The sequence below is a fragment of the Rhodobacter sp. 24-YEA-8 genome, from assembly GCF_900105075.1.
Taxonomy (GTDB): Bacteria; Pseudomonadota; Alphaproteobacteria; order Rhodobacterales; family Rhodobacteraceae; genus Pseudogemmobacter.
On record NZ_FNSK01000001.1, the window covers coordinates 1,991,445 to 2,014,701 of the forward strand.

Annotated in this window: 20 protein-coding genes; 10 read left to right on the forward strand and 10 right to left on the reverse strand. The window is 62.6% G+C overall.

The window, feature by feature from the left end; all coding sequences use genetic code 11:
* The first annotated feature begins 225 nt into the window (after window positions 1–225).
* The 4 genes from thyA (at window position 226) to BLW25_RS09775 (ending at window position 2,701) form a co-directional block, all read left to right on the forward strand.
* Window positions 226–1,122, forward strand: coding sequence for a thymidylate synthase (gene thyA / locus BLW25_RS09760; RefSeq protein ID WP_092898580.1), 897 nt, complete (start codon window positions 226–228; stop codon window positions 1,120–1,122).
* A 310-nt stretch (window positions 1,123–1,432) separates the two neighbouring features.
* Window positions 1,433–1,912 carry a dihydrofolate reductase gene (locus BLW25_RS09765; RefSeq protein WP_092898582.1) on the forward strand — a complete coding sequence of 160 codons (480 nt, stop codon included), beginning with the start codon at window positions 1,433–1,435 and terminating at the stop codon, window positions 1,910–1,912.
* A gap of 110 nt (window positions 1,913–2,022) precedes the next feature.
* Entirely contained in the window at window positions 2,023–2,370 is a 348-nt protein-coding gene (locus BLW25_RS09770) for a hypothetical protein (protein ID WP_092898584.1), read from the forward strand.
* A gap of 1 nt (window position 2,371) precedes the next feature.
* Complete coding sequence (locus BLW25_RS09775) at window positions 2,372–2,701, forward strand: arsenate reductase family protein (protein WP_092898586.1); 330 nt, start codon at window positions 2,372–2,374, stop codon at window positions 2,699–2,701.
* Between the two features lie 310 nt (window positions 2,702–3,011).
* Here the strand turns inward: BLW25_RS09775 and BLW25_RS09780 are convergent, their stop codons facing one another.
* Together BLW25_RS09780 and thrS are read right to left on the reverse strand one after the other, a co-directional pair.
* Window positions 3,012–3,218, reverse strand: coding sequence for a cold-shock protein (locus BLW25_RS09780; RefSeq protein ID WP_092898588.1), 207 nt, complete (start codon window positions 3,216–3,218; stop codon window positions 3,012–3,014).
* Between the two features lie 278 nt (window positions 3,219–3,496).
* Window positions 3,497–5,443: a threonine--tRNA ligase gene (thrS, locus tag BLW25_RS09785; RefSeq protein ID WP_092898590.1), complete on the reverse strand. Its 1,947-nt coding sequence runs from the start codon at window positions 5,441–5,443 to the stop codon at window positions 3,497–3,499.
* A gap of 611 nt (window positions 5,444–6,054) precedes the next feature.
* On the opposite strand from thrS, the gene BLW25_RS09790 reads away from it, so the two are divergent.
* Both BLW25_RS09790 and BLW25_RS09795 read left to right on the forward strand, forming a co-directional pair.
* Window positions 6,055–6,837 carry an alpha/beta fold hydrolase gene (locus tag BLW25_RS09790; RefSeq protein WP_092898592.1) on the forward strand — a complete coding sequence of 261 codons (783 nt, stop codon included), beginning with the start codon at window positions 6,055–6,057 and terminating at the stop codon, window positions 6,835–6,837.
* Entirely contained in the window at window positions 6,834–7,835 is a 1,002-nt protein-coding gene (locus BLW25_RS09795) for an alpha/beta hydrolase (protein ID WP_092898594.1), read from the forward strand. The genes BLW25_RS09790 and BLW25_RS09795 overlap by 4 nt, the downstream gene beginning before the upstream one ends.
* 88 nt (window positions 7,836–7,923) lie before the next feature.
* On the opposite strand, the gene phaZ is transcribed toward BLW25_RS09795, so the two are convergent.
* The gene (phaZ, locus tag BLW25_RS09800; protein ID WP_092898597.1) at window positions 7,924–9,243 is read right to left on the reverse strand and encodes a polyhydroxyalkanoate depolymerase; all 1,320 of its coding nucleotides are present in this window, start codon (window positions 9,241–9,243) and stop codon (window positions 7,924–7,926) included.
* Between the two features lie 159 nt (window positions 9,244–9,402).
* Between phaZ and phaC the strand changes: the two genes are divergently transcribed.
* The 4 genes from phaC (at window position 9,403) to BLW25_RS09820 (ending at window position 13,733) form a co-directional block, all read left to right on the forward strand.
* Window positions 9,403–11,214, forward strand: coding sequence for a class I poly(R)-hydroxyalkanoic acid synthase (gene phaC / locus BLW25_RS09805; RefSeq protein ID WP_092898599.1), 1,812 nt, complete (start codon window positions 9,403–9,405; stop codon window positions 11,212–11,214).
* Between the two features lie 353 nt (window positions 11,215–11,567).
* A complete protein-coding gene (locus tag BLW25_RS09810) occupies window positions 11,568–12,017 on the forward strand; it encodes a phasin family protein (RefSeq protein ID WP_092898601.1) in 450 nt (149 codons plus the stop codon).
* 189 nt (window positions 12,018–12,206) lie between these two features.
* A complete protein-coding gene (gene phaR, locus BLW25_RS09815; protein ID WP_092898603.1) occupies window positions 12,207–12,764 on the forward strand; it encodes a polyhydroxyalkanoate synthesis repressor PhaR in 558 nt (185 codons plus the stop codon).
* Between the two features lie 24 nt (window positions 12,765–12,788).
* On the forward strand, window positions 12,789–13,733 hold the full coding sequence (locus tag BLW25_RS09820) for a LysR family transcriptional regulator (protein WP_092898605.1): 945 nt from the start codon (window positions 12,789–12,791) through the stop codon (window positions 13,731–13,733).
* 76 nt (window positions 13,734–13,809) lie between these two features.
* Here BLW25_RS09820 and BLW25_RS09825 read toward each other — a convergent pair whose 3' ends face one another.
* The 7 genes from BLW25_RS09825 to BLW25_RS09855 all read right to left on the reverse strand — a co-directional run bounded on the left by BLW25_RS09825 (window position 13,810) and on the right by BLW25_RS09855 (window position 23,005).
* On the reverse strand, window positions 13,810–14,988 hold the full coding sequence (locus BLW25_RS09825) for a DegT/DnrJ/EryC1/StrS family aminotransferase (RefSeq protein ID WP_092901825.1): 1,179 nt from the start codon (window positions 14,986–14,988) through the stop codon (window positions 13,810–13,812).
* Window positions 14,989–15,182: 194 nt separating this feature from the next.
* On the reverse strand, window positions 15,183–15,755 hold the full coding sequence (locus tag BLW25_RS09830) for a sarcosine oxidase subunit gamma (RefSeq protein WP_171909519.1): 573 nt from the start codon (window positions 15,753–15,755) through the stop codon (window positions 15,183–15,185).
* On the reverse strand, window positions 15,748–18,675 hold the full coding sequence (locus BLW25_RS09835) for a sarcosine oxidase subunit alpha family protein (protein WP_092898609.1): 2,928 nt from the start codon (window positions 18,673–18,675) through the stop codon (window positions 15,748–15,750). The genes BLW25_RS09830 and BLW25_RS09835 overlap by 8 nt, the downstream gene beginning before the upstream one ends.
* The gene (locus BLW25_RS09840) at window positions 18,665–18,958 is read right to left on the reverse strand and encodes a sarcosine oxidase subunit delta (RefSeq protein ID WP_092898611.1); all 294 of its coding nucleotides are present in this window, start codon (window positions 18,956–18,958) and stop codon (window positions 18,665–18,667) included. The genes BLW25_RS09835 and BLW25_RS09840 overlap by 11 nt, the downstream gene beginning before the upstream one ends.
* Before the next feature lie 126 nt (window positions 18,959–19,084).
* On the reverse strand, window positions 19,085–19,603 hold the full coding sequence (locus BLW25_RS23945; protein WP_143040487.1) for a hypothetical protein: 519 nt from the start codon (window positions 19,601–19,603) through the stop codon (window positions 19,085–19,087).
* A gap of 392 nt (window positions 19,604–19,995) precedes the next feature.
* A complete protein-coding gene (locus BLW25_RS09850) occupies window positions 19,996–21,246 on the reverse strand; it encodes a sarcosine oxidase subunit beta family protein (protein ID WP_092898615.1) in 1,251 nt (416 codons plus the stop codon).
* A gap of 325 nt (window positions 21,247–21,571) precedes the next feature.
* Complete coding sequence (locus tag BLW25_RS09855) at window positions 21,572–23,005, reverse strand: Glu/Leu/Phe/Val family dehydrogenase (RefSeq protein WP_092901828.1); 1,434 nt, start codon at window positions 23,003–23,005, stop codon at window positions 21,572–21,574.
* Window positions 23,006–23,257: the final 252 nt, after the last annotated feature.

Consider the following 23,257-nt stretch of genomic DNA (forward strand, 5'->3'; position numbering starts at 1 on the left):
CATAGCAGCCCCGTCGCACCGATCTAAGCCCTTGCTCAAAATGTCAATTTTTAGCGCAGGCAGATCGAGGCTTCCCGCCCCTGGATCTGTGATATTGCCGAAGCCTGCGGGCCTGCCTATAGTCCGGGGAAGTCAGGCCCCGTGGCCCGCGCGCATCGCCCTGTCGGCTGTCGAATGGCAGCCCCCGGGCCAGACCCGCCACCACCTCACCAGGAAAGCCCCGCAGTGCGACACCCGGAATATCAGTATCTCGACCTCATCGAGCGCATTTTGCAAAGTGGCGATGAGAGGGTCGACCGGACGGGTGTCGGCACGCGGTCAATCTTTGGCGCAATGACCCGGTTTGACCTCTCCGCCGGGTTAGCCCCCATCCTGACGACGAAAAGGGTCTATTGGAAAACCGCGATCAAAGAGATGCTCTGGTTCCTGAAAGGCGGCACCAATATTCAGCCGCTCCTGCAGGAAAATGTGCGGATCTGGACCGACTGGCCGCTTGCGAAATACCGCAGGGAAACCGGCACGGAGATCTCTCAGGAGGAATTTGAGCGCCGCATCATCGAGGATGACGCTTTTGCGAAAACCTGGGGCGAGCTTGGCCCGGTTTATGGCAAGCAATGGCGCAAATGGGTCGGCTCGGATGGGCGCGAACATGATCAGATCGCGACGCTGATCCATACGCTGCGGACAAATCCGTCCAGCCGCCGGATGCTGTTCCACGCCTGGAATGTGGGTGAGCTGGAGGAGATGGCCCTTCCGCCCTGCCACATGGTCTATCAATATCACGTCACCAGCGATGGCAGACTGAACAGCCTTTGTTTTCAAAGATCTGCCGATCTTCTGCTGGGGGTTGCCTTCAATTGGGTCGGGGCTTCTGCCCTGCAACTGATGATCGCACAACAGGCGGGGCTGAAACCCGGCGAGCTGGTCTGGTGCGCGGGCGATGTTCATTTGTATCTCAACCACCTGGACCAGGCCCGGGAACAGCTGCAAAGAGAGCCCCGCGAGATGCCGAAGCTGCGGATCATTCGCCAAGTTGCGCGCATTGAAGACTATCGGATCGAGGATTTCGAGGTCGAAAACTATGCGCCTCATGCGGTTATCAAAGCCGAAGTTGCGGTCTGACCGCCCCTCAGAGATGTAAAATCCTGCATCCGAAGCGCAGTGCGGGCCCGGCCCCTTCGCAGTTCCGGTCGCCCCGAAACAGGCTTATAGCTTTCCATCATTCGCCCCGGCTGTCGGGCAGGGAGATCACAGTGAAATCAAGACATTCCGGGCGGATCAGAACGCCGCTCACCATCGCCCACCCGCCACTTATGCAGGCACGCCCTATGCAAAGCGTCAGTAAAGAGGCCGGTGAAATCCGGCCTGCCCCCGGCGGTGCCTGTCTCTTTTCAACCCTGACCGGGCGTAATGGCGCCAGAGGCGGTGCTTCATGCTGAGCCTTATCGTTGCCCGCTCGAAGGAAGGTGCCATCGGCCGCGACGGTGATATTCCCTGGCACGCGCCCGAAGATCTCGCTTTTTTCAAGCGCGAAACCCTTGGGGGGGCGGTGATCATGGGGCGGCGCACCTGGGAAAGCCTTCCCTTCAAGCCTTTGAAAAATCGTGACAACATTGTCGTCTCTTCGACAATGGAAACAGATTTCGCTGTGCCGTCGCTGGAAGACGCCCTCGCCCGCGCTGTGGCACTCGGCCATCGCCGGATCTATGCGATTGGCGGCGCCAGCATCTATGCGGCGGCGCTGCCGCTGGCCGACCGGCTGCTGATCACCGAGGTTGATCTCTCGGTCCCCGATGCCGATACGTTCTTCCCACGCTTCGCCCCGGAGGACTGGCGGCTGGCGGGCTCGCAGGATCTGCGCCGCGAGGCACCGTCATGCCGGCTGGATGAATATCTGCGGCGCCAGCGCTGAAGCCGCCCACAGCTGGTATATCCGGGAAAGACAGAACCCGGCCAGGGCGGAGGCCCCTTCCGGGACCGCCGCCTTTGAGCTAGGCTGCCGCCTGATACAGGAGTTCCCCCATGTTCTTGCGTATATCCGCCCTTGCCATGATGCTCGCCTCGCCTGCTATGGCGCAGATGTATTACGAACCTTTCGAACCCAATGCCGAGCGCACCCGCGTCACCGGCGGTTACGAGCGCTATCAGACCCATGTGCTGAAACTGTCGAAGCATCGCTATGCGGTGCTGTTCCAGCCGGGCTTTACCGATTTCGACACCGCTGTTCGCGCGGTGACCCCGCTTTGCGCGGCGCAGGGACGTGTGGCCCAGGGCGACAGCAGGGTCGCGCCGGTCGATGTGCTTCTGGAGAACGGCGCACCTGCTGTGCAACAGGGCATCCGCGTAACCTGCGTGAAATCGGAGAAGTGATATGATCCTTTACGGCATCCCGACCTGTGACACCTGCAAAAAGGCGATCCGCACGCTGGAAGCCGCCGGGCGTGACGTCACGTTCCGCGATATCCGCAAGGATCCGCTCTCGGAGGCCGAAATTCAGGAGATCGTCACCGAATTCGGCGAGCGCGCGATCAACAAACAATCGACCAGCTACCGCGCCTTTTCCGATTTCCTGAAAGCATCGGAACCGGAGGCGCAGATCGCCGCACAGCCCACCGTGATGAAGCGTCCGCTGATCCGCGACGGGGTGAGCTGGACCATCGGCTGGGACGAGGCCATCGAGAGCCGTCTGACCGCAGGTTGATCCCGGTCAGAAAAGCGCGGTAAAATCAGGGGGAAATCGTTGCGGGCCAGAGGTTTCGGACCAAAGGCCGACGACGCGTCTTTCGCAAATCTCCCCCTGCCCTCGTGCGGGAAACGCCGGGTTCCCCATTTGCAGGTAGAACCGAGCTGTCTTGCATCCGGTTCAGTTACCGCGCCCGGCGAACCGGACGGCGGCAAAGACTTTGCGTCCTTAAGACTTTCGTCCTCAAGACTGGCAGGCAACTGACGGGAAGGCCGGCTCCGCTCAGGGTCCGGCCGCGCCATCAGCGCTCAGCTGTCAACGCGGGCGGTCAGAGCAGTTTCAGTTCGCTGGCCGAGGACTTGCCGTCACGTCCGGTTTGGAGCTCGTAGCCGATCTTCTGATTGTCGTTCAGACCCTTGAGACCGGCGCGTTCAACCGCCGAAATATGCACGAACACATCTTTGCCGCCATCATCGGGCGCGATGAATCCGTAGCCCTTCGTTGCGTTAAACCATTTTACGGTGCCAGTCGGCATTCCCGTCTCTCCCTTAGTAACCCTCCGGGCTGCGGAATTGCGGCCCGGTCGTAGCCGCCAGGTCTTCCGGGCCTGTCAGGGTAGAGAGGCTAGTCAGAAAGTCTGTCGTTACAGGGGCAGGATGCCACGGAGATATTGGAAATCAAGAATTTTGCCGCGATTTCACAGGGAATCGCGGTTTCATGCCGGGTTTCAGAGCGGGATCTCTTGTGAAACCGGCCGATCCCGGTGATTTTTCTGACCATTTGATCGAAAAACCACCAGAATCGGGCCGTTCCTCAGTTCAATGGCGGCGGCAGCGCGTCAAAGGCCAGCATGGTAAGAGCGGATTCGAATCCCATGTTTTCGGTACGGTTTTCGCCCAGGCGGCGCAGCGAGACACTGCGCTCCTCGACCTCTTTCATACCGACGGCCAGAATCACCGGCACTTTGCCGACGGAATGCTCGCGCACCTTATAGTTGATCTTCTCGTTGCGGGTATCCGCCTCGGCCCGCACTCCGGCCTTGCGCAGCGCTGCGACAACTTCGTTCACGTAAGGGTCGGCATCCGAGACGATCGAGGCCACAACCACCTGGCGAGGCGCCAGCCAGAACGGCAGTTTGCCCGCATAGTTCTCGATCAGAATGCCGATAAAGCGCTCGAACGAGCCGAGGATCGCACGGTGCAACATATAGGGGCGGTGTTTAGCACCATCCTCGCCGACATATTCCGCATCCAGCCGCTCGGGCAGGTTCGGGTCGACCTGGAACGTGCCGCATTGCCATTCACGGCCAATCGCATCGGTCAGTTTGAAATCAAGCTTTGGCCCATAGAAAGCGCCATCGCCGGGGTTGATCTCATAGGGCAGACCGAGATTCTCAATCGCGGATTGCAGCGCGCCCTCGACCTTGTCCCATTGCGCATCGGTGCCGATACGGACCTCGGGGCGGGTCGAGAGTTTGATGTCGAATTTTTCAAAGCCCAGGTCGCGATAGACGGTAGACAGCAGTTTGATGAAAGCGCCGCATTCCGATTCAATCTGATCTTCGGTGCAGAAGATATGCGCGTCATCCTGCGTAAAGCCACGCACCCGCATCAGCCCATGCATTGAGCCCGAGGATTCGTAGCGGTGGCACGATCCGAATTCGGCCAGACGCAAAGGCAGGTCGCGGTAAGATTTCAGACCCTGATTGTAGATCTGGACGTGGCAGGGGCAGTTCATCGGCTTCAGCGCGTTGATGCGCTTTTCCTTCGCGCCCTCTTCGTCGACCTCCACGATGAACATATTCTCGCGGTAAGCTTCCCAATGGCCGGATTTCTCCCACAGCACCCGGTCGACGACCTGGGGCGTGCGGATCTCCTGATAGCCCGCGGCGCGGAGCCGGCCGCGCATGAAATCTTCCAGCCCGCGCCAGATCTGCCAGCCATTGGGGTGCCAGAACACCATGCCCGGCGCTTCTTCCTGCAGATGGAACAGATCCATTTCGCGGCCAAGCTTGCGGTGGTCGCGTTTCGCGGCCTCTTCCAGCATGGTCATATGCGCCTTGAGGTCGTCGCGGTTGCGGAAGGCCACACCGTAAATGCGCTGCAGCATCGGCCGGGACGCGTCCCCCAGCCAATAGGCGCCGGCCACATGGGTCAGCTTGAACGCATCCGCCGGCACCTGGCCGGTATGTTGCAGATGCGGGCCCCGGCAGAGATCCTGCCAGTCGCCATGCCAGTACATGCGGATGTCTTCATCGCCGGGGATCCGGTCGAGAAGCTCCACCTTGAAAGGCTCGCCGCGCTCTTCATAATATTTACGGGCACGCTCGCGCTCCCAGAGCTCGGTTTTCACCGGCTCCCGGGCATTGATGATCTGCTTCATCCGCGCCTCGATGGCGCCAAGGTCTTCCGGCGTGAAGGGTTCTGCCCGGTCGAAATCATAGAACCAGCCCTGATCGCGGACCGGGCCGATGGTGACTTTCACATCCGGCCAGAGCTCCTGCACGGCACGCGCCATGATATGGGCGAGGTCATGGCGGATCAGCTCAAGCGCCGGGGCCTCATCCTTCATCGTATTGATCGAAAGGGCGGCATCCGCCTCTATCGGCCAGGCCAGATCCCAGTGCTTGCCGTCGACCTGTGCCGAGATCGCTGCTTTCGCGAGCGAGGGCGCAATCGAGGCCGCAACCTCGGCAGGCGTCACACCGGCCTCATAGGTCCGGACATTGCCATCGGGAAAAGTAAGGGAAATCTGGGCCATCGGCCTTGCTCCTCGTCGGTCTGGCGCCCACTGCGCGCCCGGTTGCGGGTTATATCCGCGCCCATTTGCGCCTGCGCCGGTCCAAGGTCAAGCGCCCTGGCGGAAAATTTGCGATGGCGACCATTGAGCGCCGCAACAGCTTTGCCGTGCCTGTTGCTCTAACCAGATGCGGGCGTTTACGCAGAAAAAGCGCCACGTGATCCCGCCGCCGGTGATGCGCGACCAGACGGCAAGCGACAGGCGCAAAATGGCTTTCGGATCGCAGTCTTGCCGCACTGTCGCGAAGCGGTTCCACTGGCAGTCGAAGGACGCTTCTACCCGCCAGGATGCGCAATTCTTCCGCAGTGCATCGCCACCCGACATATCCCGAACAGCCCTGATGCCGACAGGCCGCGCCGGTGATCGTCCCATATTGCGAAGCAGACAGCTCAGTCAGTGTAATGATTTCGACGTCAGACACCTGAGGCCAGACCCGTGCCACGGGCGCGGAAACCGAAACGGTTTCCGGCACGATTTCTTTGAAGAAATCGTGAGGCGCGCGATACTGGCGGGGGTAGTTCGGCTCTGATAGGCTGCGGGTCGCGCGAAAGACGCCCGTGAAGGAGCAGCAGTTGACCCAATTCCTTACCTCGCCCCAGGGCCGCAGGCTCGCCTTTTCCCAATCGACCGGAAGCGGCCCGACTGTGGTATTCCTCGGCGGGTTCAAATCCGACATGCAGGGATCAAAGGCCCTGTTCCTGGAGGCCTGGGCACGCGACCAGGGCCATGCCTTCCTGCGGCTCGACTATTCCGGTCATGGGCAATCCTCGGGTGATTTCGAGGCGGGCTGCATCGGCGACTGGGCCATGGATGCGCGCGCGGTGATCGGGGCCCGGACGGAAGGCCCGCTGATCCTTGTCGGCTCGTCCATGGGCGGGTGGATCTCGCTCCTTCTTGCCCGTGCGATGCCGGAACGGATCGCGGGCCTTGTCGGCATCGCGGCCGCCCCGGATTTCACCGCCCGCACCTGGGCGGAAGCGCTGACTGACGCCCAACGTGATCAGGTCACCGCCGAGGGCAGGATCGAGATCGCCTCGGATTACGCCGATCACCCCTATATCTTTACCCGCAGGCTGTTTGAGGATGGTGCACAGAACCTGGTGCTGGAGCACCCGCTGCCGCTCCCCTTCCCGGTGCGGCTCCTGCAGGGTACTGCGGATACTGATGTGCCGCCTTCGGTCGCGCTGAAGCTCCTTGCGCATGCCGATTGTCCGGATCTGCAGCTTTCTCTGGTGAAGGGCGCGGATCACCGTTTTTCGACCCCGGACTGCCTGGCGCAGATCGCGGCCAGCGTGAGCGAAGTCATCGCGCGCGCAGCCGGGCCGCAGGCAGCACAGGACAGGGCCGCGCGGTGATACACCGCCTTTTCACCGCTTTGCCGGTGCCCGCACGGCTTGTCGCCGTATTGCTGATCGCCATGGCGCTGATCGCCGCGCTCTGGGTTTTCGCCCCCCGCGAAAGGGTCGGGCGCGACATCAGTTTTACCCCTGCGGTCCTGGGCGATGATCCCGAGGTCTGGCTCCAGGTGAGCGAACAGCAATATGCCGATATCCGCCCGGGCGCCGCGAAGCGCATTCTCTGGGCCGGTGAGAAAGGCCGCAAAACGCCGCTTGCCATCGTCTATGTGCATGGTTTCACCGCCTCGGCCGAGGAAATCCGCCCGGTGCCGGATGAGGTCGCCCGCGCGCTTGGCGCCAATCTCTATTACACGCGGCTGGCCGGCCAGGGGCGCGCGCCTGAGGCCATGGCCGGGGTCGAAGCCGGTGCCTGGATTGAAGACATGGCCGAGGCTATGGCGATCGGGCGCATGCTGGGCGACCGGGTGATCGTGATGGGCACCTCGATGGGGGGCGCGCTGACCGCATTGGCAGCGACCGACCCGCAGCTTTCCGAAGCCATGGCCGGGGTGGTGCTGATCTCGCCCGCCTTCGCATTGCACAATCCGGCAAACTGGATGATCGACGCGCCCTTCCCCCGGCTCTGGACACCTTTGGTTCTGGGGGCGACCCAATCCACAGCACCGGTCAACAGCGGGCATGAGAAATTCTGGGCGACCCGCTGGCCGACCGCCGCGCTCTACCCCCTGGGCGCCCTGATGCGCGAGGCGCGCGCGGCCGATTTCACCGCTGCGATGATGCCGCTTCTGGTGCTTTACGCGCCCGCAGATCAGGTGATCGATCCCGCCGCCATCGCGCCGGTCATTGCGACCTGGGGCGGATCGGTCGCGGTGAACGAGCGCCGGATGCAGGCCGGCGATGACCCCTATGCCCATGTTATCGCGGGAGATATCTTCTCACCGGGGCAAAGCGAGGCCGTGGCAGAGCTGATCGTGATCTGGGCGCGCGGGCTCTGACCCCGCCTGCCCGCCGCCATGAAAGCAAAAGGCCCCCGTCGGGGGCCCTTTGCCATATATCTCGCATGATCTGTAGCTGGCCCGGGGCTCAGCCCGCCAGATCGGCCGGATTGTCCCGGACGCTGGCCAGCCGGATCGGCGTCACGGTTCTGGCCCGTTTGCGTTCCGGCTTCGGGGCGGCCGCATTGGCATCGATGAAATCCAGCACCAGCGGACGGATGTTCAGCCGCCAGGATTTGCCGGCGAAGATACCATAATGACCGGCGCCGGGCTCCAGATGCTGCGCTTTTTTCTCAGGCGGCAGGCCTGTCAGCAGATCGAGCGCCGCAAGGCATTGGCCGGGCGCGGAAATATCGTCATTCTCACCTTCAACGATCTTCACCGCCACACGGGTGATGGCCCCGATATCGACATGCCTGCCCTTCACGGTAAAGGCGTTGCGCGCAATCTCGCGGTTCTTGAAGATCCGCTCGACGGTCGAGAGGTAGAACTCTGCGGTCATGTCCATCACCGCGAGATATTCGTCATAAAAGCGGTTATGCCCGTCCTGGTCCGAAGCCTCGCCCCGCGCCTCGCGCATGATCTGGTCGGAAAACGCCTTGCTGTGGCGTTCCCCGTTCATCGAGATAAAGCCCGCCAGCTGCAACAGCCCCGGATAGACCAGCCGCCCCGCGCCCTTATACTTAAAGCCGACGCGCTGGATCATCATATGTTCCAGCTGGCCCATGGTGACGCGGTTGCCGAAATCGGTCACTTCGGTCGGCGCCGCATCGGGATCGACCGGCCCGCCCATCAGCGTCAGCGAACGTGGCTGCGCATCGGGATCTTCCTGCGCGAGCCAGGCGGTGGCCGCAAGCACCAGAGGCACCGGCTGACAGACCGCAACGACATGGGTGTCCGGCCCCAGCTCTTTCAGGAATTCCGCGATATAAAGCGTGTAATCCTCGACATCGAAAGTGCCCGCTGACACCGGAATGTCACGCGCATTATGCCAGTCTGTGACCCAGACATCTGCATCCGGCAAAAGTGACGCAACCGTAGACCGCATCAGGGTGGCATAATGGCCCGACATCGGCGCAACGATCAGGATACGGCGCGCCATCGGATCGCGGCGCCGCACCGAGAACTGCAACAGATTGCCAAAGGGCCGTTCCAGCACGATTTTCTCGTCAACCAGGTGATCCTGGCCCTCTGGCCCGACCACGGTACGGATGCCCCAGTCGGGCTTGGCCACCATCCGCGCAAAGCTGCGCTCGGTCACTTTGCCCCAGGCCGCCATCATCGGAAGCATCGGATTCATCGAAAGCGCGAAGACCGGATAGCTCGCAAGCGCCTGCATGGACGCGCCCAGCCACTCATTTGTGTTACGGGCGCTTTCCATCACGTCATAGGTGGCCATATACTTCACGTCACGTCTCCATACCCGCCGGGATTTGCCCGGCCTGCGACCGGAGAACTCCCGTACCTGCGCCCTCATGTGCGACTGGTCCGGGCCCTCATGGTCAAGGCGGGGCGGGGCTGGAGTCGTTATGCTGCGCAGCAGCAAAGTTAGGGGGGAATTTTTTGTATGACAACTACCGAAAGAAAAGAAGAAACGGATAGTGTCGCACGGATGGAACGGCTGAATGCCAATCTTGCCCGTATCGAAGAGCTGACGCAGCGCCTCACCGCCGCCATTTCCGCCCGGCGCAGCCATGATGCCGCCCTCGATGGTCCCGCCTCGGATGTCTATCTCAAAGCCGCCGCTTCCTGGGTTGCGGGCATGATGCGCGACCCAGGCCGCATGCTGGAACAACAGATCGGCTATTGGGGCAAGACCCTGAAACATTATGTCGAAGCAAATCAGGTGCTTGCCAAAGGCGAATTCAAAGCCCCCTCTGATCCCTTCCCGAAAGACCGCCGCTTTGCCAACCCGCTCTGGGAGACCCATCCCTTCTTCAACTACCTCAAGCAGCAATATCAGCTGAATTCAGAGGCGATGACCGGCGCGGTCGGCCAGATGGAGACGCTCTCGCCCGAGGATAAAAAGCGGGTCGATTATTTCACGAAACAGATTGTTGACATGTTCTCGCCGACGAATTTCCTCGGCACCAATCCCGATGCGCTGGAACGCGCGGTCGAGACCGATGGCGAAAGCCTTGTCCAGGGGCTTGAGAACCTCGTCCGTGACATAGAGGCCAACAGCGGCGAGCTGATGGTGACGCTCGCTGATAAGGAGGCCTTTACCGTTGGCGGCAATATCGCGACGTCTGAGGGCGCGGTCGTCTATCGCAACCGGATGTTCGAGCTGATCCAGTACACGCCGACAACCGATAAAGTTCACAAGACGCCGCTGCTGATCTTTCCGCCGTGGATCAATAAATTCTACATCATGGATCTGAAGCCGCAAAACTCGCTGATCCGCTGGATCGTCGATCAGGGTTTCACGCTGTTTGTCGTGTCCTGGGTGAACCCGGATGCGTCTTATGCCGATGTCAGCCTCGACGACTATATCCGCGACGGCTATCTGCGCGCGATGGCCGAGGTGCGGCGCATCACCGGCGAAAAGCAGATCAATGTCACCGGCTATTGCATCGCCGGCACCACGCTGGCGCTGACGCTTGCGCATCTGCAAAAGGCCGGCGACAAGACGGTCAAGACCGCGACCTTCTTCACCACCCTCACCGACTTTTCGGATCCGGGCGAGGTGGGGGTCTTTCTCGACAATGATTTCGTCGACGGGATCGAGCGGCAAACGGCCCAGGACGGGATCCTGTCGAGCCTGTTCATGCAGCGCACCTTCAGCTTCCTGCGTTCGAATGACCTGATCTACACGCCGGCGATCAAAAGCTACATGATGGGCGAGGCACCGCCGGCCTTTGACCTGCTTTACTGGAATGGTGACGCCACCAATCTGCCGGCGCGGATGGCGGTCGAATATCTGCGTGGATTGTGCCAGCAGGACGGGTTCGCAAAGGGCGAGTTCCCCGTTTTCGGCGAGCCGGTGAACCTGGGCCAGGTTCAGGTGCCACTTTGTGCGATCGCCTGCGAGACCGATCACATCGCACATTGGAAGGGCAGCTTCAACGGCATCAAACAGATGGGGTCAAAGGACAAAACCTTCATCCTGTCGGAATCCGGTCACATCGCCGGGATCATCAATCCGCCCTCCAAGGGGAAATACGGCCACTGGACCAGCGCGGCCCAACCCGGGGGAACACCCGAGGCCTGGCTCGCAGGTGCAGAAAAGACGCCGGGCAGCTGGTGGCCCCGCTGGGGCGCCTGGCTCGCCGCCTCTTCCGGTGCGATGGTGAAGGCCCGCGCGCCTGGCGGGCCGGAAAACCCGGTTCTTTGCCCGGCACCCGGAACCTATGTGAAACCGGCCGCGGCTCAGAACTGAGCCCCGGATGCATCTGGTTATGCCCCTTGGGCGATTCGAAAAAGCCAGGTTTTCCTGGCTTTTCCTGTGTCACCCCGCCAGAAATGAGCGATCTCCCGCTACGTCACCCTTGCTTCTGCCGAAGCCCCGATCCGCCTCAAAGGCGCACCGGAAAGCAGGGCAGATAAAAATAGCGTTGAATCACAATTGCCTGCGAGAAAGGCGTCGTGGCAGCCTTTGTCACTGCCCTGTGACCCGGCCATGTTAATGCTGCATTGCAGAATAATCCTTGAAATGCTGCGCTGCAGCATGTATATAGTCCTTCAGGAAACGGGCTGACCCGCTGCAACCGCCCGATATACAGGAGAATTGCAATGACCAAGACCACCGACTTCACCAAAGTGTTCCAGGACGTCCTGGCTTCTTTCCCGGTTGACGCTTCGGCTTTCCAGAACGCATTCAAAACCCAGGCCGCTTTCGGCGAGAAATTCTCGAAAGTCGCTCTCGAAGCCGCCGAGAAATCGACCGAACTGTCGGCCGTCTGGGCCAAAGAGACCTTCTCGCGTCTCTCGGACATCACCAAAGCCAAGACCGATCCGGCTGACTACACCAAAGCTGTGACCGATTTCGCCTCGAAAGCTGCCGAAGCTGCTGCCGAAAACATGGCTGCCTTCGCTGAAATCGCGAAAAAAGTCCAGGTCGAAACCGTCGAGCTGCTGCTGGCCGCCGGCAAGGAAGCCCAGGACGACGCATCTGCCGCTGTGAAAAAAGCCGCTGCCGACGTGCAGTCGGTTGCCAAAAAAGCCACCGCTGCCGCGAAGTAATCGCAGCCTCGAAACAGTCCCCGGCCGGCGCGCGCCCTCCCCGGGTGCCGGTCAGGATCCAGGTTTGAGCGGGCTCGGACGAGCCCGCTCTTGCTTTTTGATCAGACGCGCCGCTAAGCTTCTCTGCAAGCGCAAACGGAATTGATGCCCTGCAGCGTCGGTCACCGTAAATCCCGGGAGGAGAGCAGAATGTCCGCCACTGACAAGCCATTGCTGATCAAGCGCTATGCCAGCCGTCGTCTCTATAATACCGAGACCTCGGATTATGTGACGCTGGAGGATATTGCCGGCCTGATCCGCAAGGGGCGCGAGGTGCAGATCATCGACCTGAAAACCGGCGATGACCTTACGCGGCAATATCTGCTTCAGATCGTGGCGGAACATGAATCCAAGGGCCAGAATGTGCTGCCGGTGAATGTGCTCACCGATCTTGTGCGCAGCTATACGACCGGCATGCAGGCGGTGATGCCGCAATTCCTTGCAAGCTCGTTTGAAATGCTGCGCAACAGCCAGTCGAAAATGGTCGAGAACCTGTCCACTTTCCCAAATCCGATGGCCACGATACCGGGCTTTGATGCGCTCCGGAAACAGCAGGAGGCCTTCCTCAAGACCGTGATGAACGGTATGCCGGGCTGGCCCGGGGCCACGTCTGCACCGGAAGCCGAGCCGGAAGGGGAAAAGGGGGAAGACCTCGCCGATATCCGCAAGCAGCTGGCCGAATTGCAGGCAAAGCTCTCGAAACTCTGACCCCAGCCCGCTGCGGAGGCCAAAATGGCGGAAACCGAGGGCCGTGTAACGCTCTGGGGCATCGAGGTGTTCCTCGCCGCCGCCGAGGAAGGTGCGATTTCCGCAGCCGCGCGGCGGCTCGGGGTCAGCCCGTCGGCGGTCAGCCAGCAGCTGAGCGGGCTTGAAGCTGCGCTTGGCACGGTGCTGCTGGATCGCGGCGCGCGGCCGGTGCGGATGACCCCGGCGGGGACGATGTTCCGCCGCCATGCCCAGACCATACTGAATGCAGCCCAGGAGGCGCGGGCGGAACTTGCGCGATCTGATCTGGCCGGGCTGACGACGCTGCGACTTGGCATGATCGAGGATTTCGAAGCCGATGTGACGCCCCGGCTTTTATCGGCGCTGGCACGCGAATTGCCGGGCTGTCGCTTTCTGCTCGAGACCGGGCCATCGCACCGTTTGCTGGAAAAGCTCGACGCACGGGCGTTGGATATCGTGGTGGCAGCGGATCTGCCCGGCGAAGTGACCTGGGAAGGCGAGCGCGAGCAGCATCCAATCCTGCGCGAGCCGTTTCTGGCAATCCGGCCGAAAAGCGGAGCGGCGGATCTGCCGCTGATCCAGTATTCCGCCAGGCATCTGATGGGCCGCCAGATCGCGGCGCATCTCTTGCGCGAAGGCCAGCGCCCTGCGGCGCGATTCGAGCTCGACAGCTATCACGCGATCCTTGCCATGGTGGCCGGGGGCGAAGGATGGGCCATTCTGCCACCGCTGGCGCTGCATCAGGCGCGGCGCTTCCGCGCCGAGGTCGAAGTCTCGCCTCTGCCCTTCGCCGCCCTGTCGCGCAGCCTCTCGCTGATGGCCCGCGCGGGCGTCCTGCGCGACATCCCGGCCCTGATCGCGGGCCGGTTGCGGATCCTTGTGCGCGAGGAAGTTCATACCCCTGCGCTGAAAGACTGGCCCTGGCTGAAAGACCAGCTCTCGGTCCTGTAACCCACGGCCCGCCACAGACGCGCCGAACGAAATCTTCAAAGATTTCGTGCCGGTTCCTTGTAAGGAACCGGGCGTTTCAACCTTTGACGGCTTTCACCGCGTCAAGCACCGCCATTGCCAGATAGTCCAGGTCCTCGCGGCTGAGCCGCACCGGCAGCCGCATATCGCAGGCCCGCATCAGCATCGCCCTGGTCATCGGCAGCTCGGGCGTCTCGCCAAGGAACTGCCAGTTCCAGAAGGCCCGTGCATTGCCCTCGGAGAGGCCGAAAATCTGCACCGGCACACCACGCGTTTTCGCTTCGGCCTGGAATTCCCGCGCCTCGGTATCGCTCCATTCGCCGATCAGGCTGAACTGGATCGAATCCGGCGCGCGTTCCTCTGGCGCCAGTGCCTGCGGCACAGAGAGCCAGGGGCTTTCATTCAGCAGGAATGCCACATGGTCGTGATTGGCCCGGCCCTTCGTCACCCGATCCGCCAGCATCGGCAATTGCGGCCGGATCACTGCCGCCGATAGGTTCTGCATCCGCACATTGTACAAAGGCAGCTTGTTCTGCCAATGGCCGAAGCTGTTTTGCAGCCCGCCATGTTTCTTCCAGTTTTCCTCATAGGCGCCCGACATGATGATCGCGCGCGCCGCGAGTTCCGGATCATCGGTGATCATCATGCCACCTTCGCCGGCATTCACCATCTTGTAAGACTGAAAGCTGAAACAGCCCGCCTTGCCGATCGTTCCCAGCTTCTTCCCGTGCCAGAGTGTGCCAAGGCTATGGGCCGCATCCTCGATCACCGGGATACCCGCCGCATCGGCAAGCTGGCAGATGGCATCCATATCCGAGGTATGGCCGCGCATATGGCTGATCAGCACCGCATCGGCATCGGCAAGTTTCGCTTTGAAATCAGCGATATCGAGACGCATATCCTGGCCCACTTCGACCAGAACCGGCACGCATTCCGCATGTACAACGGCCGAGGGCACCGCCGCAAAGGTAAAGGCCGGGATCAGCACTTTCGCACCGGGTTTCAGATCCAGCGCTTTCATCGTCAGGAAGAGCGCCGCTGAACAGGAGGACACGGCGAGGGCATATTTCGCGCCCAGAAGTTCGGCGAATTCGGCTTCCAGCAGCGCGACCGGCGCGTCTTTCGGCGCATTGTAGCGGAAGAGGTCGGCCGATTGCAGCAGCTCCTCGATCGCCGCACGGGCCGCCGCCGGGATCGGCTCTGCTTCATGCAGATCGGGGGCGTTGTGGGCGTTCATACGGGGGGTGTCTTCGATCACCGGGTTCTGACCATCGGCAGCCATGTTCAGCTTTCCTGAAAACTCTCTTCAGGAAGCATTTAAACCCGCGCCTTGCGACATGCCAGTGACGAATTTTTAACTGGCCGGTTTCCGCCAGTCTTTTCTCCTCTCGCGCATGCTGAAAAGGGAAAGATTTACCCTTCCCTCATCCCTCAGCCTGTTCTGGCCGGAGCCGATGCGCCGCCCTGCACGGCCACTGCACGGGCCGCAAGATGCTCCAGCACTTCGACCAGCTCAGCCCAGGCGCTGCGTGCCATGGACCGAAACACCCGGATATGAAATTCCGTCTCGCCTTCGCGCAGGATGATTGCCGGGATATGGTTCAGCCCGGTCCGGACCACATGACCAATCGGGAAAGCTGCGAGCCGCAGATCCGGCGTGACCAGCCGCGCAAGCGCCGCCTCACCGCCCGCCCCCGCAAGCGAGAAGCCGGCCCAGGCGCCGGACTGATCGGTCACCGCTGCCGCCAGCCCCTCGGGCGGGCGCCCGCCGAGGAGGAAGGCCTGATCGCGCCCGGTCCAGATCAGGCTGAGGTCCCCGGCACTGTTGCTGCGCCCCGGCGCCGGAAATTCAAGCCCGAGGGTCGCCAGCGCGGGCGTAAGATCCTCGCCCGGAAAGGGCGCAATCGACCAGACCGGCGAGGGTGGCAGCACAGAAAGCACCAGCCCCGCCCGTGTCACCGGCCCCTGCCCGTCCAGCGCCGCTTTTGCGATCAGTTCAGCCACGCATCCGCCCTCCATCCGCGTCGAAGAACACCGGATGGGTGACTTCGCATTCCACATCAATGCCGCGCAGATGGTCGACCAGCCGGATCTTCTCGCCATGCCGTGCGCGGCCATCGGTCAGAAAGGCCAGCCCGAGCCAGCTGTCGAGCGTCGGCGACCAGCAAACCGAGGTGACATAGCCCTGGTCATTCTCACGCTCGACGGCAAAACCCGGGCGGAAGAGATGCGCGCCGGCGGAAATGGCCCCGGAAGCCTTCAGCCCGACCAGCTGTTCGCGTTCGGGCCCCCAGAGGCCGGGGCGCTGGCTTGCCGCGCGACCGATGCAATCCTTCTTCGTGCTGACCATGGCCCCAAGGCCGACATCATCAGCCGAGACCCGGCCATGGATCTCGGCATGGGTCAGGAAGCCCTTCTCGATCCGGAGCACATTCAGCGCCTCCATCCCGTAGGGGCCGCCGCCCATGGTCTCGGCCCGGGCGACCAGGTCACGAAACAGCGCCTCGCCGTAATCGACCGGCACCGCCAGCTCATAGCCTTCCTCGCCGGAAAACGAGATACGGAACAGCCGCGCCTCCACCCCGCCGACCGTGACCGGCCGGACCCCCATGAAGGGCAGATCGCCCAAAGGCTGATCCAGCACCGTGTCGATCAGCGCGCGCGCCTTCGGGCCGGCAATGGCGAATTGCGCGAAGGCCTCGGTGACCGAGATCACCCGCAGCTTCCAGGTCGCGCAAAAGGCCTGCTGCACGAAATCGAGATGGCGCATCACCTGGCCCGCCGCGGTCGTGGTGGTTGTCATCAGATAGTGGGTCTCTGACAGGCGCGCCGATGTGCCGTCATCCATGACAAGCCCGTCCTCGCGCAGCATCAGCCCGTAGCGGACCTTGCCGACCGGCAAGGTGCTGAAGGTATTGGTATAAACGAAATCGAGAAACCGCCCCGCATCCGGCCCCTGAATGTCGATCTTGCCAAGCGTCGAGACATCACAGACCCCGACCGCACCGCGCACCATGCGAACCTCGCGGTCGCAGGCCTCGCGCCAGGTCGTTTCGCCCGGTTTCGGGAAGTAGGAGGGGCGATACCAGAGCCCGGCCTCGATCATCGGCGCCAGCCGGTCGCGCGATGCCTGGTCCGAGGTCAGGAACCGCTCGGGCGCGAAGCCTTTTGCGCGCCCCCCCGCCCCCATCGCGGCAATGGAAACCGGCACATAGGGCGGGCGGAAAGTGGTCGTCCCGGTTTCCGGGATGCCACGTCCGGTCGCATCCGCCAGCACCGCCAGCGCCGCCACATTCGAATTTTTGCCCTGATCCGGCGCCATGCCTTGCGTCGTGTAGCGCTTCATATGCTCGACGCTGGCGAAATTCTCCTGGGCCGAGAGCTGCACATCCTTGACCGTCACATCATTGGCAAAGTCGAGCCAGGCGCGGCCATTGCGGCCCTTTGCGCCCTCGACCGACCAGATCGCGCGATGGGTATAGGGCGTGTCTTCTGCCGCCGGCACAGCCAGATCCGGCGCCCGCAGATCAAGCGCCGCCAGCGCCTGCTCTGCGACCAGCCTGCCTGCCGTCAGTGCGCCATGGGTCGAGAAAGACCCATTCGCAGCACCTGCCGCAGCAAGCCCCGGCACCGCAGCTTCGACCGGCACGAAAGCCGCGATCTCCTCCGACCAGCGCGGGCGGCTGTTCATATGGCAGGTCAGGTGCAGGCCCGGGTTCCAGCCGCCCGAAACCGCAAGACAATCGGTCTCGATCCGGAAGGTCTCGGACCCTTTCCTGACGGTGATCGCCTGCAAAGCGTGGCGGCCTTTGGTGTCGATCACCACTGCACCGGCATGGACCGGGCAATCCTCGACCACCGAAACATCTTCCCTCGGGTCGATGATCGCTGCGACCTGGACGCCTGCCGCCATCAGATCGCGGGCGGTCTGGCGGGCCTGGTCATTGGCAGCGAACAGCGTCACGCGCTTGCCCGGCGCCACGCCAAAGCGGTTCAGATAGGTCCGCACCGCCGAGGCCAGCATGATCCCGGGGCGGTCATTCATCGGAAAAGCGATATGGCGTTCCTGCGCCCCGCTGGTCAGCACCGCGCGCCTGGCCACGATGCGCCAGAAGCATTCACGCGGCAGATTGGGCCGGGGCGAGCGGTGGAGACCCACGCGTTCAAGCGCGCCATAAGTGCCGTTGTCATAGGCGCCGGTCACGGTTGTCCGGGTCATGATGCGGACATTGGGCATAGCGCGCAGCTCTGCCTCGACCGTATGCACCCATTGCGCCGCCGGATCGCCGCCGATCAGCCCGCCATCCGAGATCAGGCGTCCACCGGTCAGGGGCTGTTCCTCGGCCAGGATCACATCGGCCCCGGCCCGCGCGGCAGTCAGCGCGGCCATCAGCCCCGCCGGCCCCGCCCCGATCACCAGGAGGTCACAATGCGCCCAGGCTTTCTCATAGACGCCCTCGTCATGGGCCTTTGCGAGGCTGCCAAGCCCGGCTGCACGGCGGATGACAGGCTCGTAAAGCCCCTCCCAGAAATGGCGCGGCCACATGAAGGTTTTGTAGTAGAAACCGGCGCTGAGAAAGGGCGAGACAAGATCATTCACCGCCATCAGATCCTGGCGCAGGCTGCCAAGCCGGTTCTGGCTGCGGCTTTCCAGCCCGTCGAAAATCTCTTGCATCGTGGCGCGGGTATTGGGGGTGCGCGAGGTCTTGCCGATCACCTCGACCAGCGCATTCGGCTCTTCCGAGCCTGCCGTCAGCAGGCCGCGCGGGCGGTGATATTTGAACGAACGCCCGAAGAGCTTTACCCCATTCGCGAGCAAAGCCGAGGCAAGCGTGTCGCCGCGAAAACCGCGATAGTCGCGGCCGTCAAAGCGGAATGACACCTCGCGGGTGCGGTCGATGATGCCTTTGCCCTCAAGCCTCATCGCGCGCTCCTTTGCGGGCGGCGACCAGCTCGACCCCGGTGATTTCATGGGTGACCGTGTTGCGGCTGACAAGCAGCCAGGCGGCGCAGCCCTGGTCGTGATACCACAGATCGCGGGTCGGACCGGCGGGGTTGTCGCGCAGATGCAGGTAATTGTCCCAGGCCCCGCCTGGCGAAAGATCGGGCGCGCCGTCCGGGCCCGGGCGGTGGAGGTAATCCTCCGCCCCGTAATAAGTGAATTCACGGCGGTCGCGGGGGCCACAAAGGGGGCAGGTCAGTCTCACGTCAGGCACTCCGCAAAGGGCGGCAGGGATGATGGAAGGGGGCGGAAAAGGGGGCACAGCCCCCCGGCCCTCGCGGGCACCACCCCGGGATATTTCCGGGCAGTAAATGAAAGGAGTGGCATCGGTTTACTCCCAGGGCGGGCAGGCAGAAGCCGGCGCGCGGGTCAGGCGATAGATGGTTTTGGCGCTGCCGGCTTCCGCCAGATCGCTGAGCCCGCCGCAGCCTGTCTCGTCTCCGACATCAGGAACCTCCAGCGTGAAACTGCTGGTCTCGATTTCGAGACTGTCGCCGCGCGCGCTGCGGATGGTGAAATTGCCGCCATCGCATTCCACCTGGCAGGTGGTTTTGCCGCCACTCTCGCCGCAGAAAGCCGCCTGGCGGAAGCTGTGTTTCGAAAACCCTTCGCTGCGGGCGCGGCCCTGGTCGCTGAAGCGGCCGGTCACGATGGCCGAGATAAATCCGTTCCCCCAGGGGTCGGGGCCGAGGCTGATCCGCAGCGCGGCGATATGTTGTTTTGGCGTCTTTGCGAGGTGGTCAGCGGTATAGTCGCGGGCAAAACAGCCCTGCGGGATCCGGGCCCCGGCCGGCGTCACAGCAGCGGATGCGGTCAGGGCGGCAAGGGTAAGACCGGTCAGAAGGCGCATCTCAGTCATCTCCTTTACAAATCGCGGGATCGGGCGGCGTCGGGTCAGACGCGCCGCTTTCGGGCAGCGAAGGGCCGGAGACCGCCCGCTTAACACGATGTTCCGGTTCACCACGCGAAAGCACAAAGCCGGCAAGGCGCAGCCTGCCCGATCACGCGCGCCCCCTGCTTTGGGAAAGGTTTCAGCCATGTCAGCGCGCAGCGGAGCCCCTGCCGGACGCCCCCTCTCACGCAGGTGTTGCCGCGCGGCACAGGCGGAATCTGCCCCGCCAGGCCGCAGATGCAAGGGGTCTGGCAGCACATCGCCCGGGCAAATCTCCGCGCGGGCGCGCGTCAGAGCCGGGCCTGCCACCATCACCGGCCCGGGGGCGGCGATCTTATGCAGGCGCCCGCTCAATGCAGGTTATGCTGGCTGCCGGTGCCTTCCTCATCGAGGAGATGCCCGGTCGCGAAACGGTTCAGACGGAAGCGGCGGGCGAATTCATGGCTTTCACCGGTGGCCATCAGATGCGCCATGCACCAACCCGAGGCGGGCACCGCTTTGAAACCGCCATAGTTCCAGCCGCAATCAAGGAACAGCCCGTCGATATGGGTCTTGTCGATGATCGGCGAGCCGTCAGGCGTCATATCCATCACGCCGCCCCAGGACCTGAGCACCTTTGCCCGCCCGATCATCGGCATCAGCGTCATGCCGGCCTCCATCACATGTTCGACCATGGGCAGATTGCCGCGCTGCGCATATGAGGTGTAGAAATCCAGGTCGCCGCCAAAGACAAGCCCGCCCTTATCGGACTGGCTGATATAGAAATGGCCCATGCCAAAACTGATCACATGATCGATCACCGGCTTCAGCCCCTCGGTGACAAAGGCCTGGAGGATATGGCTTTCCACCGGCAGCCGCATCCCCGCCATCGCCGCCACCTGCCCCGACCGCCCGGCGGTGATGATCGCGACCTTATCGGCGCGGATCACACCGCGCGTGGTCTGGACGCCGCGCACGCGGCCGCCCTCCACATCGATGCCGGTCACTTCGCAATTCTGGATCAGATCGACGCCGCGCCGGTCGGCGGCGCGGGCATAGCCCCAGGCCACCGCATCATGGCGGGCGGTGCCGCCCCGCGGATGCAACAGCCCGCCATAGATCGGAAAGCGGGTCTGTTCGAAATCAAGGTAAGGCAGCATATCGCGCACGCCGTCCCGGTCCAGCAGCACCGCATCATCGCCCTGGTTGATCATCGCATTGCCGCGCCGCACGAAGGCATCGCGCTGGCCGTCGGAATGGAAGAGATTGATCAGCCCGCGCTGGCTGTGCATGACGTTATAATTGAGATCAGCTTCCAGCCCTTCCCAGAGCTTCAGGCTGTGCGAATAGAATTCGGAATTGCCGGGCAGAAAATAATTCGCGCGCACGATGGTGGTGTTGCGCCCGATATTGCCGCCGCCGAGATAGCCTTTTTCCAGCACCGCAATATTGGTCATGCCGTGGTTTTTCGCGAGATAATATGCGGTTGCCAGCCCGTGACCGCCGCCGCCAATGATCACCGCGTCATAATGCGGCTTCGGGTCGGGCTGGCGCCAGACCGGCTTCCAGCCGCGATTGCCGCGCAGCCCCTCAAGAATGACTTTCCAGCCGGAGTAACGCATCAGACACCTCGGGAATCTCTGCCCCTATCAGACAGCGAAGCCGGCAGAATTACAACGCCCGGGCTCTGCCATGCCCTGGCACCAGGGGCCCTTTGGCATGACGCTGCCTTATTTGGCCGGGCCCGGGCCGTTCTTTTGATCGCTGCGCCGGTTTCTGCCCGTGCTGCTCACCGGAAGCGGCCAGGTGAGGCCGGCACCAGATCGCCTTCACCCGGAGCCAGCCCGGGAGTTCGATACCGACGATCCGGGGCCCATGTCGCACCCGGATAACAAAAAAGGCTGGGCGTGATGCCCGGCCCCCTGTCAGAGATCCATCAGACCAAGGTCAGAGCCCCTTGGACCGGTAGGTCTTGGCCACGCGGTCGATGGCGACGATATAGGCCGCGGTGCGCAGATCCTCGACATCCTCGCGGCCGTGCCAGACCTCGCGCATTGACTGATAGGCGGTGCGCATCGTGTCATCGAGACCCGAGCGCACCAGCGCCAGCTCGTCCGAGCCGGTCAGGAAGCGTTCTTTGAAATCATCCGACAGCGTCCAGCCAAGGCCCTTATCGGCCGAGAGCTGCTCCAGTTCTTCGACCAGCAGGCGCGAGCGCGCCTCTTCTGCCCGGCGCTGCATGCGGCCGAAACGGATATGCGAGAGGTTCTTGACCCATTCGAAATAGCTGACCGTCACACCACCGGCATTGGCATACATATCCGGGATGATGATCTTGCCCTTATGGCGCAGGATCTCGTCGCCGCCAAAGGTGATCGGCCCATTCGCCGCCTCGATGATCAGCGGCGCGCGGATGCGGTCGGCATTCGACTTGTTGATCACCCCCTCCATCGCGGCAGGGATCAGAATATCGCATGCGGCTTCCAGCACCGAGGCACCATCCTCGATGAAATTGCCGCCGGGGAAGCCCTTCACGCCCCCATTGCGGGCGATCCAGTCGCGCACCGCATCGACATCAAGGCCCTTTTCATCGGTCAGCGCGCCGTCGCGTTCGATGATGCCGATGATCTTGCAGCCATCCTCGCCCGAGAGGAATTTCGCCGCGTGATAGCCCACATTGCCAAGCCCCTGAACGATCACGGTCTTGCCCTGCAGGCCGCCTTTCAGCCCGGTCAGTGCCACATCGCCAGGATGGCGGAAAAACTCGCGCAGGGCATATTGCACACCGCGCCCCGTGGCCTCGACCCGGCCCTGGATGCCGCCGGCATGGGGGGGCTTGCCGGTAACGCAGGCCTTGGCGTTGATATCGGTTGTGTTCATCCTGGCATATTGGTCGGCGATCCAGGCCATCTCACGCTCGCCCGTGCCCATGTCAGGCGCCGGCACGTTCTGCGCCGGATGGATCAGGTCGCGCTTGATCAGCTCATAGGCGAAACGGCGGGTGATCAGCTCCAGTTCATGCTCTTCCCACTGGCGCGGATCGACGCAGAGCCCGCCTTTCGATCCGCCGAACGGCGTCTCGACCAGGGCGCATTTATAGGTCATCAGCGCCGCCAGCGCCTCGACCTCGTCCTGGTGGACAGAAAGCGCGTAGCGGATGCCGCCCTTCACAGGTTCCATATGTTCGGAATGGACCGAGCGATAGCCGGTGAAGGTCTCGATCTTGCCGCGCAGCCGCACACCGAAACGCACCGTATAGGTCGAGTTGCAGACCCGGATCTTCTGCTCCAGCCCCGGAGAAAGATCCATCAGCCGCACCGCGCGGCTGAACATCAGATCGACGGAATCGCGAAAGCTCGGCTCGTCGGCGGTCTGCAGCATCTTCATCTTCCTCCAGGGTGTGCCATGGCTTCCCGCCATGTTATCACAAGGTGACCGCTCTTTCCGCCTGACCCAAGGGCCAGAATGATCAAAAAACAGTCAGACCTGGACTGGTTGCAGCGTCTTTTCGTCAATGTGATTCGTATCAGCAGGTGTTTGTTAAAGGTTAATGCGCGAAAAACCTTTCTCAGGTTGTGCGGCGCTGTTCTCTCTCTCCGCACAATCCAAATTTGGGCAGGAACATCGTTTCTT